Annotated in this window: 16 protein-coding genes; 14 read left to right on the plus strand and 2 right to left on the minus strand. The window is 37.0% G+C overall.

The annotated features are described in order from the left end of the window. Positions 1-54 precede the first annotated feature (54 nt). The 11 genes from P9Q65_RS07995 to P9Q65_RS08045 all read left to right on the plus strand — a co-directional run bounded on the left by P9Q65_RS07995 (position 55) and on the right by P9Q65_RS08045 (position 10,890). Positions 55-801: an amino acid ABC transporter ATP-binding protein gene (locus tag P9Q65_RS07995; protein WP_304508862.1), complete on the plus strand. Its 747-nt coding sequence runs from the start codon at positions 55-57 to the stop codon at positions 799-801. Positions 802-1,204: 403 nt separating this feature from the next. Further along, entirely contained in the window at positions 1,205-1,522 is a 318-nt protein-coding gene (locus P9Q65_RS08000; RefSeq protein WP_304508863.1) for a YbjQ family protein, read from the plus strand. Between the two features lie 25 nt (positions 1,523-1,547). Beyond that, the gene (locus tag P9Q65_RS08005; RefSeq protein ID WP_304508864.1) at positions 1,548-2,468 is read left to right on the plus strand and encodes a magnesium transporter CorA family protein; all 921 of its coding nucleotides are present in this window, start codon (positions 1,548-1,550) and stop codon (positions 2,466-2,468) included. A 373-nt stretch (positions 2,469-2,841) separates the two neighbouring features. Next, positions 2,842-4,749: a threonine--tRNA ligase gene (gene thrS / locus P9Q65_RS08010; RefSeq protein WP_304508865.1), complete on the plus strand. Its 1,908-nt coding sequence runs from the start codon at positions 2,842-2,844 to the stop codon at positions 4,747-4,749. A 283-nt stretch (positions 4,750-5,032) separates the two neighbouring features. Next, positions 5,033-5,527 carry a translation initiation factor IF-3 gene (infC, locus tag P9Q65_RS08015; protein WP_304508866.1) on the plus strand — a complete coding sequence of 165 codons (495 nt, stop codon included), beginning with the start codon at positions 5,033-5,035 and terminating at the stop codon, positions 5,525-5,527. A gap of 73 nt (positions 5,528-5,600) precedes the next feature. Beyond that, complete coding sequence (gene rpmI, locus P9Q65_RS08020) at positions 5,601-5,801, plus strand: 50S ribosomal protein L35 (RefSeq protein WP_304508867.1); 201 nt, start codon at positions 5,601-5,603, stop codon at positions 5,799-5,801. A gap of 31 nt (positions 5,802-5,832) precedes the next feature. Further along, positions 5,833-6,186, plus strand: a complete 354-nt coding sequence (gene rplT, locus P9Q65_RS08025) for a 50S ribosomal protein L20 (RefSeq protein ID WP_304508868.1) — start codon at positions 5,833-5,835, stop codon at positions 6,184-6,186. 107 nt (positions 6,187-6,293) lie between these two features. Next, on the plus strand, positions 6,294-7,211 hold the full coding sequence (locus tag P9Q65_RS08030) for an AEC family transporter (protein ID WP_304508870.1): 918 nt from the start codon (positions 6,294-6,296) through the stop codon (positions 7,209-7,211). A 257-nt stretch (positions 7,212-7,468) separates the two neighbouring features. After that, entirely contained in the window at positions 7,469-8,029 is a 561-nt protein-coding gene (locus tag P9Q65_RS08035) for an XRE family transcriptional regulator (protein ID WP_304508871.1), read from the plus strand. A gap of 379 nt (positions 8,030-8,408) precedes the next feature. Then, the gene (locus P9Q65_RS08040) at positions 8,409-9,503 is read left to right on the plus strand and encodes a YkvI family membrane protein (RefSeq protein WP_304508872.1); all 1,095 of its coding nucleotides are present in this window, start codon (positions 8,409-8,411) and stop codon (positions 9,501-9,503) included. A gap of 37 nt (positions 9,504-9,540) precedes the next feature. After that, on the plus strand, positions 9,541-10,890 hold the full coding sequence (locus P9Q65_RS08045; RefSeq protein ID WP_304508873.1) for an aminotransferase class III-fold pyridoxal phosphate-dependent enzyme: 1,350 nt from the start codon (positions 9,541-9,543) through the stop codon (positions 10,888-10,890). 78 nt (positions 10,891-10,968) lie between these two features. On the opposite strand, the gene P9Q65_RS08050 is transcribed toward P9Q65_RS08045, so the two are convergent. Together P9Q65_RS08050 and P9Q65_RS08055 are read right to left on the minus strand one after the other, a co-directional pair. Next, positions 10,969-11,757 (minus strand): hypothetical protein, encoded by a 789-nt coding sequence (locus P9Q65_RS08050; RefSeq protein ID WP_304508874.1) that lies wholly within the window; start codon positions 11,755-11,757, stop codon positions 10,969-10,971. Positions 11,758-11,878: 121 nt separating this feature from the next. Next, positions 11,879-12,625: a nucleoside phosphorylase gene (locus tag P9Q65_RS08055; RefSeq protein WP_304508875.1), complete on the minus strand. Its 747-nt coding sequence runs from the start codon at positions 12,623-12,625 to the stop codon at positions 11,879-11,881. Positions 12,626-12,784: 159 nt separating this feature from the next. On the opposite strand from P9Q65_RS08055, the gene P9Q65_RS08060 reads away from it, so the two are divergent. The 3 genes from P9Q65_RS08060 to P9Q65_RS08070 are packed head-to-tail and all read left to right on the plus strand — an operon-like array spanning position 12,785 to position 14,621. Continuing rightward, a complete protein-coding gene (locus tag P9Q65_RS08060; protein WP_304508876.1) occupies positions 12,785-13,210 on the plus strand; it encodes a DMT family transporter in 426 nt (141 codons plus the stop codon). 14 nt (positions 13,211-13,224) lie between these two features. Next, positions 13,225-13,701, plus strand: a complete 477-nt coding sequence (locus P9Q65_RS08065) for a DMT family transporter (protein WP_304508877.1) — start codon at positions 13,225-13,227, stop codon at positions 13,699-13,701. Continuing rightward, a complete protein-coding gene (locus tag P9Q65_RS08070) occupies positions 13,698-14,621 on the plus strand; it encodes a ribokinase (protein WP_304508878.1) in 924 nt (307 codons plus the stop codon). Before P9Q65_RS08065 ends, P9Q65_RS08070 begins: the two co-directional genes overlap by 4 nt. The last annotated feature ends 5 nt before the right edge of the window (positions 14,622-14,626 follow it).

Raw genomic sequence — 14,626 nt, forward strand, 5'->3', positions numbered from 1 at the left:
TGGTAATGTTCTTTACATGGCTGGTAGGTAAGCTGGAAAGGAGGCTGAGAAGCAGTGAGCGCTAAAGAAACTCTAATAAAAGTTGAAAATGTACAAAAATATTATAACGGCGGCGTAATTAAAGCACTAGACGGGATTAATACAGAAATAAATAAAGGCGAAGTCGTTGTTGTAATTGGTCCTTCGGGCTCAGGCAAATCAACCTTTTTGCGTTGCCTAAATTTGTTGGAAATTCCTACGGGGGGCAACATCTATTTTGAGGGCGTTGATATTACAGATTCAAAAACGAATATTAATATTCATCGCCAGCGCATGGGAATGGTTTTTCAACATTTTAATTTGTTCCCTCATATGACAATACTGAAAAATATGATTATTGCGCCCATGAAGCTTCAAAAGAAAAGCCAGGCGGAAGCAACCGAGTTGGCGATGAAACTTTTGAATCGAGTGGGATTGGGAGATCGTGCTAATGCATATCCTTCACAGCTTTCGGGGGGACAGAAGCAGCGTATTGCTATTGTGCGTGCATTATGTATGCAGCCGGAGGTAATGCTTTTTGATGAGCCGACATCAGCCTTGGATCCCGAGATGGTAGGGGAAGTTTTGGAAGTTATGAAACAGTTGGCCAATGAAAATATGACGATGGTAGTGGTGACCCATGAAATGGGCTTCGCAAAAGAAGTTGGCACCAGGGTAATGTTTATGGCTGATGGCAAGCAAGTAGAAGAGGGAACACCCAGAGAAATTTTTGAAAATCCCAAAAGTGAGCGTTTGCAAACGTTCCTTGCTAAAGTCTTGTAAGTGGAATGAAATATTTTGCTCGCTCTCAGAGAATAGAGAACCCGTTTATTGCCGTAACGTAGCAGTAAATGGGTTCATTTATATTTATAAAAAATATCTATTATTTTTGGCTGTAAAAAAAGATGAATTATGGTATAATATAGAAATATTTTATGATGAATGAAGTGCTGATCGTTATAGCCTCTTCATATACACTGGAGTTTCATGTATGATTTGTTCAGTTTAGAGGAATAGAAAATGGGTATGATATATTTAAATCTATTTCTGGAACGAAAACAATAGTGCTCATTATAGAATTAGGATTTTTTTTATTTAAGTCCTAAAAAGTTTGATAGGATGTTTATAAAAAATGTGTGCAATAGAGATGAGCCATTTGCTTATATCGTTTTAGAGGAGGAGAATTATGATTTTAGTAAATACAGATTATATTAATGACAAAGAATTAGAAATGCTGGGACTCGTTCAGGGGGCCACAATTCAGTCAAAGCATATTGGAAAAGATATTGGTGCAGGGTTAAAAAGCATTGTAGGTGGTGAGCTTTGTGGCTACACAGAGATGATGATGCAGGCGCGAAATATTGCTACGGAGCGTATGATAGAGATGGCGAATAAACTTGGGGCAGATGCGGTGATCAATGTTCGTTTTACAACCAGTGCTGTTACAACGGCGGCAGCAGAGGTTATGGCTTATGGAACAGCCGTGAAATTTAAAAGTAAATAGTTTTATACATTAAAGGATGTTTGCTATGTTTATGATTATTGGCAACGGAGGGTATAAAATCTCTCCGCATTTGGAAAAAAGTCAATCAAAAGATATAGAATTTTTATCTGTTACAACCTATGAAGAAATGGAGAACAGAGCGAAAACATGGGGGATTTCTTTAAAAATTCTTGATGAAGCACGTCGTTTTGGCTATGCAAAGTATGACTCTTTTGAAAATTTTGATTGTATCAGTCTGGAAATGCCAGATTTTAATAAAATAATGCTAAGCTACGGAAGTGTAATCATATATTTGGAAAAAGGGCGAGCTTTCTTTTTCACTTCCCAAAAACAACGCGTTATGGAATTGCTTGAGGATAGTGCAAAGAATTTAGGAGAAAAAATTTCTTTGAATCGTATTATTTTCTTGTTTTTTGAAGCGCAAACAAGACAAGATTATGAGGTTTTTGATGCCATCGAAAAAGAGATTATGGATATGGAACAGATTTTAATTACATCCCAAAAGCATAATTGTGTTGGAAATATTATAAGCCTCAGGAAAAGGCTAATGTTTTTGAAAAGATACTATGAACAGTTTTTAAATGTGCTGGATATTTTAGGCGAAAATGAGAATGGTATTTTTGATGGGAAAACCCTACGTTCTTTTAAAATGCTAAACAGAAGAACAGAGCGGCGCTTTCAAAATGTGTTGAATCTCCGGGATTCCGTTACCCAGGTAAGGGAGTCTTATGAGGCAGAGGTAGATATAAGCTTGAATAAAACCATGAAGATTTTTACGGTGGTGACAACAATTTTTTTGCCTTTGACTTTGATTGTAGGGTGGTACGGTATGAATTTTGATATGCCGGAGTATGGATGGAAATATGGTTATTTTTCCGTAATTTTGGTTTCGCTGATTTTTATTGTCGCAGGAATTTATTTTTTCAAAAAAAACAAATGGTTTTGACTCGTGAATTTTGAAGAAAAGTGTTGACAGAATTATTTTTGGTGCTATAATCAAAAGTGTTTCAATTGAAAAATGAAAAGCGATGATGAGGACAGTAGTCCTTTCAAAACGACCAGAGAGGGACATCGGATTATAATAATCTTGGGTGGAAATGTCCTGCGTTGCGAAAGAGTATGAATACCACCTCGGAGTGGCTCTAATAAAGCCCGTTGACTACGTTACAGTTATAAATGAGTGGTTTTTTAACAAAAAGGGTGGAACCGCGGGAGAATTATGCTCTCGTCCCTTTCCGAAAGGAAAGTGGATGGGAGTTTTTTTATTGTAATCTGCTTTCCTAAGAAAATTGTTTTATTTCGAAAAGGAGAGGATAAACATGAAAATTACTTTAAAAGATGGCATTGTAAAAGAATATGAACAGGCAGTATCCGTATTGGATATTGCAAAATCTATTAGTGAAGGTTTGGCAAGGAACGCTTGTGCAGGTATGGTAGATGGAGAAGTGAAGGATTTACGTTATGTTGTGGAAAAGGATGCCCAAGTAAGTATCTGCACATTTGATGATGAAGCAGGTAAAATGGCATTCCGCCATACGACTTCCCATATTTTAGCACAGGCAGTAAAAAACCTTTATCCTGATACAAAATTGGCAATCGGACCTGCGATAGCAGATGGGTTCTATTACGATTTTGACCGTGAAAAAGCTTTTACTCCTGAGGAATTAGAAATAATTGAAGGGGAAATGAAGAAAATTGTAAAAGCTGATTTGCCTATCGAACGTTTTGAATTGCCTCGTGCAGAAGCAATTAAATATATGGAAGACAGAAATGAGCCTTACAAGGTAGAATTGATTCAGGATTTGCCCGAAGACGCAATCATTTCTTTCTATAAACAAGGTGATTTTACAGATTTATGTGCAGGGCCTCACTTGATGAGCACTAAATATGTAAAAGCAATTAAATTGACTTCTGTTGCAGGTGCATACTGGAGAGGCAGCGAAAAGAACAAAATGCTTTCCCGTATTTATGGTACTTCCTATCCTAAGGCATCTGAATTGGAAGCATATTTGACAATGATGGAAGAAGCAAAAAAACGGGATCATAGAAAATTGGGCAAAGAATTGAAATTGTTTGCTATGTTGGACGAAGGCCCTGGATTTCCATTCTTCTTGCCTAAGGGTATGGTTTTGAAAAACACATTGTTGGAATACTGGAGAGAAGTGCATAAAGAAGCTGGCTATGTTGAAATTTCCACACCAATTATTTTGAATCGACAGCTTTGGGAAAAAAGCGGTCACTGGGATCATTATAAAGACAATATGTACACAACGGTGATTGATGATATGGATTACTGCGTAAAACCTATGAACTGCCCAGGTGGTATGTTGGTTTATAAGCAGGATATGCATTCTTATCGTGATTTACCCATGCGTGTTGGTGAAATTGGGCTGGTTCACAGACATGAGAAATCAGGTGCCTTACATGGCTTGATGCGTGTGCGTTGCTTTAACCAGGATGACGCCCATATCTTCATGACAGAAGAGCAGATTAAAGATGAAATCAGCGGCGTAATGCGCTTAATTGATGGAATTTACAAGAAATTTGGGTTTAAATATCATGTCGAGCTTTCTACCAGACCTGAGGATAGCATGGGTTCTGACGAGGCTTGGGAAATTGCAACAACTGGTTTAAGAGATGCTTTGGACGAAAATGGCGTTGAATACGTTGTAAACGAAGGCGATGGTGCTTTTTATGGCCCTAAAATTGATTTCCATTTGGAGGATTCCATCGGCAGAACATGGCAGTGTGGCACAATCCAGTTGGATATGCAGATGCCTGAACGGTTCGAATTGGAATATACAGCTGCTGACGGAAGCAAAAAGCGTCCTATTATGATTCACCGTGTTGCATTTGGTTCTATTGAGCGTTTTATTGGTATCTTAATTGAGCATTTTGCGGGGCAGTTCCCTGCATGGATTTCTCCTGTACAGGTAAAGGTTTTGCCTATTTCTGAGAAATTTGCTGATTATGCAAAGCAGGTATCTGATTCCTTGGATGCAGAAGGCATTCGTGTGGAGGTTGATTACCGTGCAGAAAAAATCGGTTATAAGATCAGAGAGGCAAGAAACGAAAGAGTGCCTTATATCATCGTTGTTGGCGAAAAAGATGTGGAAGCAAACAAGGTTTCCTTACGTACCAGAAAGAATGGTGACGAAGGTCAGGTTGATTTGGCAGATGTTATTGGCAGATTGAAAAAAGAAATTGCAGAAAGAAGCATGGACTAAGTTTTCAGGGGGTGCAGACAAAGCTTTGTCTGCACCCATTTATAAGTATTATTAAAAAATATGTTGACGAAATTGAAATAAAGTGATATAATTCTATGGTAATAAAGAAGAAGTTCCGCTTCTCACCTTATGGCATGAGCTGTATAAGGTTAATACACGAATTGTAAATCAGAGAGTTTACTCTGTTTTTCTGTGTGCGGCGGATTCTTCCGGCGCAATTTTTTTGCGTTCTTGCGGAATAACGGTACAATAATTTGGGAGGTGCTTTGCTATTACAGAATTAATGATCAACGAGCAAATCAGAGACAGAGAGGTAAGATTGATCGACGAAAATGGGGAACAGTTGGGAATCGTTTCTTCTAGAGATGCCCAGAAGCTTGCAGATGAAAAAAGGTTAGATCTGGTTAAGATTGCGCCAACTGCAAAACCTCCGGTTTGTCGTATCATGGACTATGGAAAATACAAATTCGATCAGGCTAAGAAAGAAAAAGAAGCCAGAAAGAAACAAAAAACCGTAGATGTCAAAGAACTTCGTTTGTCTCCCGGTATCGATACCCATGACGTTCAGGTAAAAGTAAAAAAAGCAAATGAATTCTTGAAGGATGGGGATAAGGTAAAGGTTAGCATTCGTTTTAGAGGACGTGAAATTGGTCATTCCAAAGCGGGCATGGTCATTCTGGAAGACTTTGCAAAAGAAACAGCAGAGTTTGGTGTGATTGAAAAAGAACCCAAGATGGAAGGCAGGAGCTTAGTTATGTTCCTTGCACCAAAGAGCTGATCCGCAGGAAGGAAGAAAGCAACAAGACACAAGCAGGTTTATCTGCTAGAATTATTTTAGGAGGATTAACATTATGCCTAAGTTAAAGACAAAAAAAGCAGCAGCGAAAAGATTTAAAATCACTGGCACAGGTCAGCTGAAAAGACAGAAGTCCAATACACAGCATATTCTTGGCAAAAAGTCCAGAAAGAGAAAAAGAAACTTGAGACACGCTACAACTGTTGACAAAACTGTATTGAACAGCATTAAGAAGAGACTGTTACCATACGCATAATTTCGAGTATATTTTTTAGGAGGACTTTACCATGGCAAGAGTGAAAGGCGCGTTAAACGCGAGAAAAAGACATAAAAAAGTATTGAAACTGGCTAGAGGTTATCGTGGTGCTAGAAGCAAGCAGTACAGAGTAGCAAAACAATCTGTAATGAAAGCTATGGCATTTGCATTTGCCGGAAGAAAACAGACTAAGAGAGAATACAGAAGCCTTTGGATTACAAGAATTAATGCAGCTGCAAGATTGAACAATATTTCTTACAGCAAATTGATTCATGGTTTAAAGATGGCTGACGTTAACATCAACAGAAAGATGTTGGCTGACTTAGCAGTTTCTGATCCTGCTGCATTTACAACATTGGTAGATACAGCAAAAGCTAAACTGTAATTAACATTTGAGAATCCGACCTTTTGTTAAAGCAAAAGGTCTTTTTTCATGCCCTTGCTAAGTAACCCTTTATTAGGATATAAAAGAAAACGGGAAGGAGGCTGTTAATGGGAATCGTTTTAACAAAAGCTTTTGGATTTTTATTTATGATTACAATGGGTTTTGTCTTAAAACGAGGAGGATTGTTCTCCCAAAAGGATACAGACCTTTTGACAAGGTTAATAATGAAAATAACGTTACCCATGGTAATTATAAGTAATTTTAGGACATTAAATCTAGACATCTCATTTCTAATGGATATTTTTATGGGAGTTGTTACAAACATTATTGCAATTGCGCTGATTTTATTTATAACCTGGAAAAGGCAACCAGCTGAACGTGCGTTTTTTATTATCAATGGCTCCGGTTATAATGTTGGCCTTTGTACATTGCCTTTTATGCAGAGCTTTTTCAAGGCTGATACGGTGGCTATTGTTTGTATGTTTGATGTAGGAAATGCAATCATGGTTTTCGGGATTACTTTTACCATTGCAACGTTGATTGCCAAGGGAAAGGGAAATGTGAAAGGAAAGGAAATTGCTAGAACGTTATTATCATCTATGCCCTTTGTAGCGTATTTGATTATGATTTCATTATGTGCACTAGGGATACGTTTGCCAAATCTTATATTTGATTTTGCAGGAATGATTGGTCAGGCAAACACCTTCCTTGCAATGATTTTAATTGGAATTATGTTTGAGCCAAAGATGAAAAAAAGTGTATTAAAGGACATGGGTAGTGTTTTTGTTTTGAGAATTCTAATTGCCTCAGTTTTTTCCTACATAATATATCATTATTTGCCAGGTCCCTTGTTGCATCGGCAAATACTTTCTATTGTGGTTTTTTCACCGATACTGAGCATTGCACCAATTTATACAGAGCGGTGTGGTTATGATCGCTCTGCTGCAGCAGTATTAAATTCTTTGATGCTTCCTTTTAGTTTAATTTTAATGACAATTTTACTGCTTGTTTTAAAATTATACTAATCAAAAAAGTGTTAAAACAAAATAGTGATTTAAAGGTTTATTCTGTGCAAATAGTTTAGTAATTATAAATTTGTTTAAGAATACATTGGTTTTTCGTGTTTTTCTTTGAATTTATATAAATGCTATGGTATAATTGCATTAAATTAAGCAAAAGATTTTTTCGGATAATTGTGAATTTAGCAATATAATATGATTTTGAGAAATTTTTTGCGCTCTCATTGTTGAAGTAAAAAGATAAAAAGATAGGGGATAATTTCATGATTGGAGAAAAAATTAAAGCTGCAAGAGTGGAAAAAGGTATCACTGCAAAGGATTTGGCAGAAAAGGCAGAGGTGACCCCGGGATATATTTCGCAAATTGAACGTAATTTAATCAGTCCCTCCCTCTCAGTACTAATGCGTATTGCAGAAGCCATTGAGATACCTTTGGTTTCTCTTTTCTCCCAAGAGGAGGAACAGGAGCAGGTTACGGTTATTACAAGAGATAATCGAACAAAAATTCAGTTTGCTGATATTAATATGGAATATCAATTTGTGACACCATACAGCAGAAATACAAATGCGTGTACAAAAATGGAAATGCTGTGTTTTAAGCTGGGTGCAAAAAGCTGGGGTAGCACTATGGTTCAGTATCATGAGGAAGCTGCAGAGTGTACTTTAGTTTTAAAGGGTATCCTGGAATATCATATTGGTGATAGTGTATACACTTTAAAAGAAGGGGACAGCATTTATGTTCCCCAGCAAACATACCATCAGTTGTATAACCCTGGAGATGAAGATGTGGAAGCAGTTGCAGTTATTTCACCAGCGTTGTATTAAATGAAAATTTGGAAAATAATTATATGAAGTAAAAAAACATTTTTTTCTTAGTATTTGTTGGATATTTTGCTTTTTAGCGCAAGCGGATATCTTTTGAATTAATTAGGATTAAATTAAAATTGGATGAACATATCTTTTGGCTTAAACTTGTACAAAAGATATGTTCTTTTTTTATTCAAAATTTCATATTTCGACAAAAAAATATATTTAAAGAGAACAATAATTTATTTTAAACTATAAAATTTACAAATACTAAAAAATGTTTAATATTTTATTGACATTTAAATATATTAAATATATAATCCTATTAAACTAAATTTAGTATTACTATTGCGCAGTAAAAAATGAAACGAAATATGCAGTATTAAGGAGGAATCATATGAGTATTTTATCATCAAAGAAATTTCAAAAGTACTTTGTTCCCGGCATTGTTTTTCAATCGTGCGTAATAGCTGGGGGTTACGGAACAGGGCGAGAGTTAGTGGAGTATTTTATGGGTTACGGCCCCTTGGGTGGTGTATTGGGAATGTGCATTGTTTCCTTACTAACCTGGTCAATCGTTTGTGGCGTTTCCTTTGCCTTTGCTCATAAATTTAAAAAATACGATTATAAGAATTTTATGAAAAAACTGATGGGGCCCGGTTGGATCGTATTTGAAATTGCTTACATAATTTTTATTTTGATTGTTTTGGCCGTTGTTTCGGCTTCTGCAGGTTCCATACTTCATGAACTTTTCGGTCTTAATAAGTGGGTTGGAATTATCGGAATGTCTGCCGCTGTATTTTTGTTAGTAATGAATGGGTCAGAGATGATTGAAAAAGTGTTATCTATGTGGTCCTTTGTATTATACGGTGTTTATTTTTTATTTTTAGTATTGGTAATTACAAGATTTAGCTCTGAAATCGGACAAAGCTTTGCTTCAGTTCCTGTAACAGGAAATTGGGCTTTTGGTGGTTTTCAGTATGCCTTCTATAATTTGGCAATTATTATTGCTGTACTCTATACCATCAGACACTGTGAAACTGAAAAAGAAGCCCTTACTTCCGGCTTAATTGCAGGTGTAATTGGTATTTTACCTGGCATTATCTTATTTGTGGCTATGGCAGGTTTTTATCCGACCATTATTGACCAAGAGCTCCCTGTAGATTACATTTTGTCTCAAATGAATATGCCTTGGTTGCGCTATGTTTTCCAAATTGTATTGTTCGGTACCCTGATTGAGACAGGATCAGGATTGATTTATTCTATAACAGACCGTATTGCCGAAGGCTATAAAAGTAGGGGTGGGGAAGCACCAAAGTGGACGACACCTGTGATAGCAGTGTTGCTTTTGGTAGTAACAACATTTATTTCTTCCTACGGACTGATTAATTTGATCGCAAAAGGCTATGGAACATTGGCGTGGGTATTCTTTTTCGTATATGTAATTCCTATTATGACGCTTGGTGTATATAAGCTGATGAAAAAAGCTTAAAAGAGTTAGTAGGGGCAATAACAAGGAGATGAAGGTAATGAGTTTAACAACAACAAAAAGTCAAGCTTGGATAGAGCGTGACAAAAAAGTAATGGCACCATGTCAGCATCTGTCCTATTATCCGTTAACGGTACAAAAGGTTGAGGGAGAAATTATTTTTGATCAGGACGATAATCAATTTATAGATTTTCTAAGTAGTGCGTCCTCTTTAAATTTAGGCAGCAACTTTCCTGCTGTTAAGGAGGCAATGAAAAATCAATTGGAGTTATATACACAGTATACACCTGCCTATATCAATAATACCCCTAACATTGCTTATGCGGAAAGGTTAACATCTGTTTATCCAGGGGGGATTCAAGCTAAGGTATGCTTTGGCAATTGTGGTTCTGATGCCAATGATGCAGCAATAAAATTTGCAAGAGCATATACGGGAAGAACTAAAATTATTACATTCATTAACGGATATCACGGTAATACCTATGGTTCTATGTCACTCAGTGCTGTTACAACAAGAATGCGCTCGAAAATGGGTCCTTTCCTTCCCGACATTTTTAATTTTCCTTTTTATGGTGATGATTTGGATGATGGGGTCTGTCAAAGGGACTGCACAAAAGAAATTGAAAGAGCCTTTGAAACGTATCTGCCGGCAGAAGAAGTTGCCGCTATAATCATTGAACCGATTCAAGGGGATGCCGGTCTAATTGCGGCCCATCAGATTTTCATGGATAAGTTGTATTCTCTTTGTAAAAAACATGGGATTTTATTTTTTTCCGAAGAAGTTCAACAAGGATTTTATAGAACAGGAAAATGGTTTTCGATTGAGCACTACAATATCGTTCCCGATGGAATTATATTAGGAAAATCTGTAGGGGCAGGTTTACCACTGGGTGTTTTTATGGCTAGAGAGGAAATTATGGAATCTCTGCCTGCTCCTGCACACCTGTTTACTTTGGGTGGTCATGCGCTGGCTTGTGCAGCAGGATGTGCTTCTTTTGATTATATGCAGGGAGAGGAATTCCAAGAAATTTTAGCCACAAATGAAAAAGCCATGGAAAGCTATTTGAATGATGTCATGAAAAAATATCCTGAAATGGCTACAAAAATAAGTGGTAAAGGAATGTCAAGAGGTCTGGTTTTGACAAAGAAAGATCCTGTGACTCATGAGCTTGTTCCAGATGAAATAGGAACCTATAAAGTATTGTATCGTTCATACGAAAAGGGCTTGGTTGTTATTTCTCTTGGTAAAAATGTTTTGCGTATTCAACCACCTTTGAATATTAAGCCTGAAAATCTCAGACGAGGATTTGAAATTATAGGAGAATCCATACAAGAATACTTAGACGGGAAAATCTCCGATGAAGTGTTGCAGTTTAGAAAAGGATGGTAAGTTTTTTAAACACAAGTATGAATACACACATAGTAAAGGGAGGGGATTTACACAATCCCCTCCCTTTTTTATATTTTACTAGGAAATCATTTCCTGTCCAATAGAATAAGTCCATTTTCCATTTTCCTTTTTTGCATCACAGTTGTTAAAATAATATGCGCCCAGAGAGGAACGCCACTTTTCAGCAGTAAAGGTGAAGTTCTCGTCCTCTGCTTTTGTTGATTCCAATTTCAATAGCATACCGTTTTCTAGTTCAGAAAATCCTGTATTTTTGTTGATAGTAATCAAATTTTCAGCAAGCAAATCATCATAAGTTGCCAATCTTGTTTCTATTAGCATATCACACCAAAGTAAATAAAGAAGGGCATTCTTTTCGCTGGGAGTAAGATTTTTGTCCTTTGTCAAATCCAAGGCAATATAGTCAATATCACTGTTTAAGCCGGAGTCGGTTTCATATAAATCCATAAAAATATCATGATAAAGACCCACAAAATCTTCCCCTTTTTCCAAAAACATGATGTAATCCACATTGGCAATGATCCCAGGATAAATTTCCAAAATTAAACCATCAAATCCAATTTCAACGATATCTCCGACGCTTAAATTTGAAGTTTCATCTGCAAATTCACTGGCTGAAATCTGATATAATCCATGTTCATCCTCTGTGTCAGCAACGAAAATACTGTCGCTATCTATCTTAATTATTTTACCTATCATAGTTTCTTCGGATTTTATGGAAGGTTTATGATTTGTTTCAACAACTTGGGAATTGTCGGAGGAATTAGGTTCTTTTATTTTCTCATTCGAACACCCGGTGTACAAAAATAAACAGCAAATGAATGCGGCAAAGCAGAAATATTTTTTCATTTTTTCGTCTCCTTTTTAATTTTCTTATTAAGACGATAAAAATGAGTAAATGTTTCAACTTAATATAAAAAAATGCAAACTTCAATTTAAGTGAAGCATACTTACGTTATGAACACTGAAATCAGCAAAGCCCATTTTCTAACTTAACAAAAGCTTCCAAAGCAACAAGTATCTCGTTTTTTTCACCTTGTACGGAGAGGGATTCACCGTCTATATAATTTGCAATACTATCAAAGGTGTCTCCTTGGTATTCTACAATATTATTTAAAATGGAAGCAGTTTTGGCTCCTCTTAAATGGCCAATTGTAAATAAGGCGGCTGTTTCCATATCACAGCCAAGGACACCCATTTTTGACCAATACGCATCAATTGCATCCTCATTATCTGTATAGAAACTGTCATGGCTTCTGGCAATTCCGGTATGAAAGGGGATGTTTTTTTCTTTTGCAGCTTCTATGCAGGCAAATAAAAGATTTGTGTCAGGCACAGCAGGAAACATGGAATCTACATAAGTTTTCGATGCACCGTCATCACGCACAGCACCGCTTACCAAAATAATATCCCCCATTTTTACCCTTGGTTGTAAACTGCCACAACTTCCAATGCGGATCATTGCTTCCACACCGATTTTGCACAGTTCCTCTACACCAATTCCCGTTGAAGCGCCCCCCATACCGGTGGACATTGCTAATATTTTAATTCCTTTATAGGTGCCCACTAAACTTCTGTATTCACGGTTAAACATCAGTTCTTGAACATTTTCCAAAAAAGGAGAAATTCGGTCCAATCTGCCTGGGTCGCCGGGAAGCAGCGCATATTTTATGCCGAGAGAATCATCCAATTGAATATGGGGTTGTAGGTTTGCCATGTGTGTTCCTCCTTGATTTATGTTCTTTTTTTATAATTTACCTTAATTTTTGAAAAAATGCAATGTTGCACTTCATATAAATTGAATCTCTTAGAAGAATATGCTAAAATCATTGGAAGAAGAGGGAAGGAAAAGCCTTGTGCTTTTAAGGAGGAAAACATGGTTTATTTTATTTTTTTGATCTTGGCTGGAATTTTCCAAGGGTTCATGGTTTCATTAAATGGGCAGTTGGGGAATTATTACAGCCTTTTTGGTATCTGTTTTTTTGTTCATATTATTGCCGCAGTTCTTCTTTTTTTATATATAACATTAAAGGAGAAAAAAAAGATTACTTTTAGAGGCGTGCCAAAGTATGTTTATACCGTAGGCTTTATGGGGGTAATCATGGTGGCAACCAGCAGTTGGTGTACCTTGCATATTGGGGCAACGGCAATGTTAAGCTTATCGGTCATAGGGCAAATGATTTCCTCGGCCATTGTTGATCATCGGGGATGGTTTAATGCAACCGAAAGGCCGTTTCACCTTAAGCAGCTCCCTTGCTACTTACTTGTGTTAGCTGGTGTTCTGGTTGTTGTTTACGGTTAAGGAGGCAAAATAATATGATGTTTTATGTGGTTGCAATTGCCAATGGGTTTTTAAATACAATCAATAAAATGGTGAATGTAAAAGCGGGGGAATGCTTGGGAACAGCAAGGGGAGCGTTAATAAATTATATTGAAGCAACTTTGATTGCCTTTTGCTTTGTATATATTACCGGTAAAGGCGGCGAATTTAGCCTTGCCCACGTGAGAGAGGTTCCTTTTTTGTATTATATGGGTAGTATTTGTGGTTTGATTGCCATGATTTTTTTAATTATTGGAACAGTAAAGGCCGGCGCAATGACATCCACTGTCTTAATGCTTTTTGGTCAGCTTAGTACATCTATTGCGCTGGATTATGTTTTTTTTGGAACTTTTCGTCCCATTCAAATATTGGGGATTTTTTTAATTTTGTTAGGAATTGCTTGGAAGGAAAAAATTCGGGAAAAAGAATTTAAGGAAGCTGTTCTAAATAGAGAAGAGGAGGAAACAGAATGAAAATATTGAATTTTGGATCTTTGAATATGGACTACGTTTATGAGGTGGATCATTTTGTTCAACCGGGGGAAACAATGTCCTCAAAAAGCCTTTTTGTAAATTGTGGTGGGAAGGGCTTAAACCAATCTATTGCTGCTGCAAAGGCCGGAAATATGGTCTATCACGCTGGTTTTGTTGGCAAAGGCGGCGAAATTTTGGAAGGAAAACTTGCCGAAAATGGCGTAGACATTGCCTATTTGGAAAAGATTGAGGAAAGCACTGGACATGCAATGATTCAGGTGGATTGTAACGGACAAAATTGTATTTTACTGTATGGTGGTACAAATCAACTTCTCACAAAGGAATATATTAACGAAACGTTGGATCATTTCGGCAACGAGGGTCTTGTTTTACTTCAAAATGAAACAAATTTGGTGGGTTATATCATAGAAGCGGCCCATAAGAGAGGATTGCAAACAGCTTTAAATGCTGCACCTATGGATGAGAAGGTCTTAGAATATCCTCTGGAGCTTTTGGATTGGTTGATTGTGAATGAGGTTGAAGGCAAGCAGATAGCAGGTTGTGAAAAAGACGAAGAAATTTTACCTGTTTTAAAAGAAAAGTATCCCAGTGTCAATATTCTTCTAACCCTTGGAAGCAAAGGCGCCATTTGTGCTTCCGCCGCCGAAACTTATAAAATCGGTTGTTTTCAGGTTGATGTGGTAGACACCACAGCAGCAGGGGATACTTTTAGCGGGTTCTTTTTGTATGGCGTGTTAAACGGAAAATCAATTCCCGAAGCCTTATTGTTGGCAACAACAGCAAGTACCTTAGCCATCGGCAAAAAAGGCGCATCTGATTCCGTTCCGTTGAAAGAAGAAGTGGAACAGGTATTGAAAGAAGAAAAATTTGGGGTTTTGGTGGCAGAGAAAATTGACTAAAGGAG

Origin of the sequence: Anaerotignum sp., assembly GCF_030625865.1 — a bacterium.
In the GTDB taxonomy this organism is placed as follows: domain Bacteria; phylum Bacillota; class Clostridia; order Lachnospirales; family Anaerotignaceae; genus Chakrabartyella.

Bases quoted from the DNA above. Each gene is read 5' to 3' on its own strand.
- P9Q65_RS08070 (WP_304508878.1), top strand. From the start codon at position 13,698: ATGAAAATATTGAATTTTGGATCTTTGAATATGGACTACGTTTATGAG.
- P9Q65_RS08055 (WP_304508875.1), bottom strand. From the start codon at position 12,625: ATGGCAAACCTACAACCCCATATTCAATTGGATGATTCTCTCGGCATA.
- rpmI (WP_304508867.1), top strand. From the start codon at position 5,601: ATGCCTAAGTTAAAGACAAAAAAAGCAGCAGCGAAAAGATTTAAAATC.
- P9Q65_RS08040 (WP_304508872.1), top strand. From the start codon at position 8,409: ATGAGTATTTTATCATCAAAGAAATTTCAAAAGTACTTTGTTCCCGGC.
- P9Q65_RS08030 (WP_304508870.1), top strand. From the start codon at position 6,294: ATGGGAATCGTTTTAACAAAAGCTTTTGGATTTTTATTTATGATTACA.
- P9Q65_RS08060 (WP_304508876.1), top strand. From the start codon at position 12,785: ATGGTTTATTTTATTTTTTTGATCTTGGCTGGAATTTTCCAAGGGTTC.
- P9Q65_RS08035 (WP_304508871.1), top strand. From the start codon at position 7,469: ATGATTGGAGAAAAAATTAAAGCTGCAAGAGTGGAAAAAGGTATCACT.
- P9Q65_RS08065 (WP_304508877.1), top strand. From the start codon at position 13,225: ATGATGTTTTATGTGGTTGCAATTGCCAATGGGTTTTTAAATACAATC.
- thrS (WP_304508865.1), top strand. From the start codon at position 2,842: ATGAAAATTACTTTAAAAGATGGCATTGTAAAAGAATATGAACAGGCA.
- P9Q65_RS08045 (WP_304508873.1), top strand. From the start codon at position 9,541: ATGAGTTTAACAACAACAAAAAGTCAAGCTTGGATAGAGCGTGACAAA.
- P9Q65_RS08000 (WP_304508863.1), top strand. From the start codon at position 1,205: ATGATTTTAGTAAATACAGATTATATTAATGACAAAGAATTAGAAATG.
- P9Q65_RS08005 (WP_304508864.1), top strand. From the start codon at position 1,548: ATGTTTATGATTATTGGCAACGGAGGGTATAAAATCTCTCCGCATTTG.
- P9Q65_RS08050 (WP_304508874.1), bottom strand. From the start codon at position 11,757: ATGAAAAAATATTTCTGCTTTGCCGCATTCATTTGCTGTTTATTTTTG.
- infC (WP_304508866.1), top strand. From the start codon at position 5,033: ATGATCAACGAGCAAATCAGAGACAGAGAGGTAAGATTGATCGACGAA.
- rplT (WP_304508868.1), top strand. From the start codon at position 5,833: ATGGCAAGAGTGAAAGGCGCGTTAAACGCGAGAAAAAGACATAAAAAA.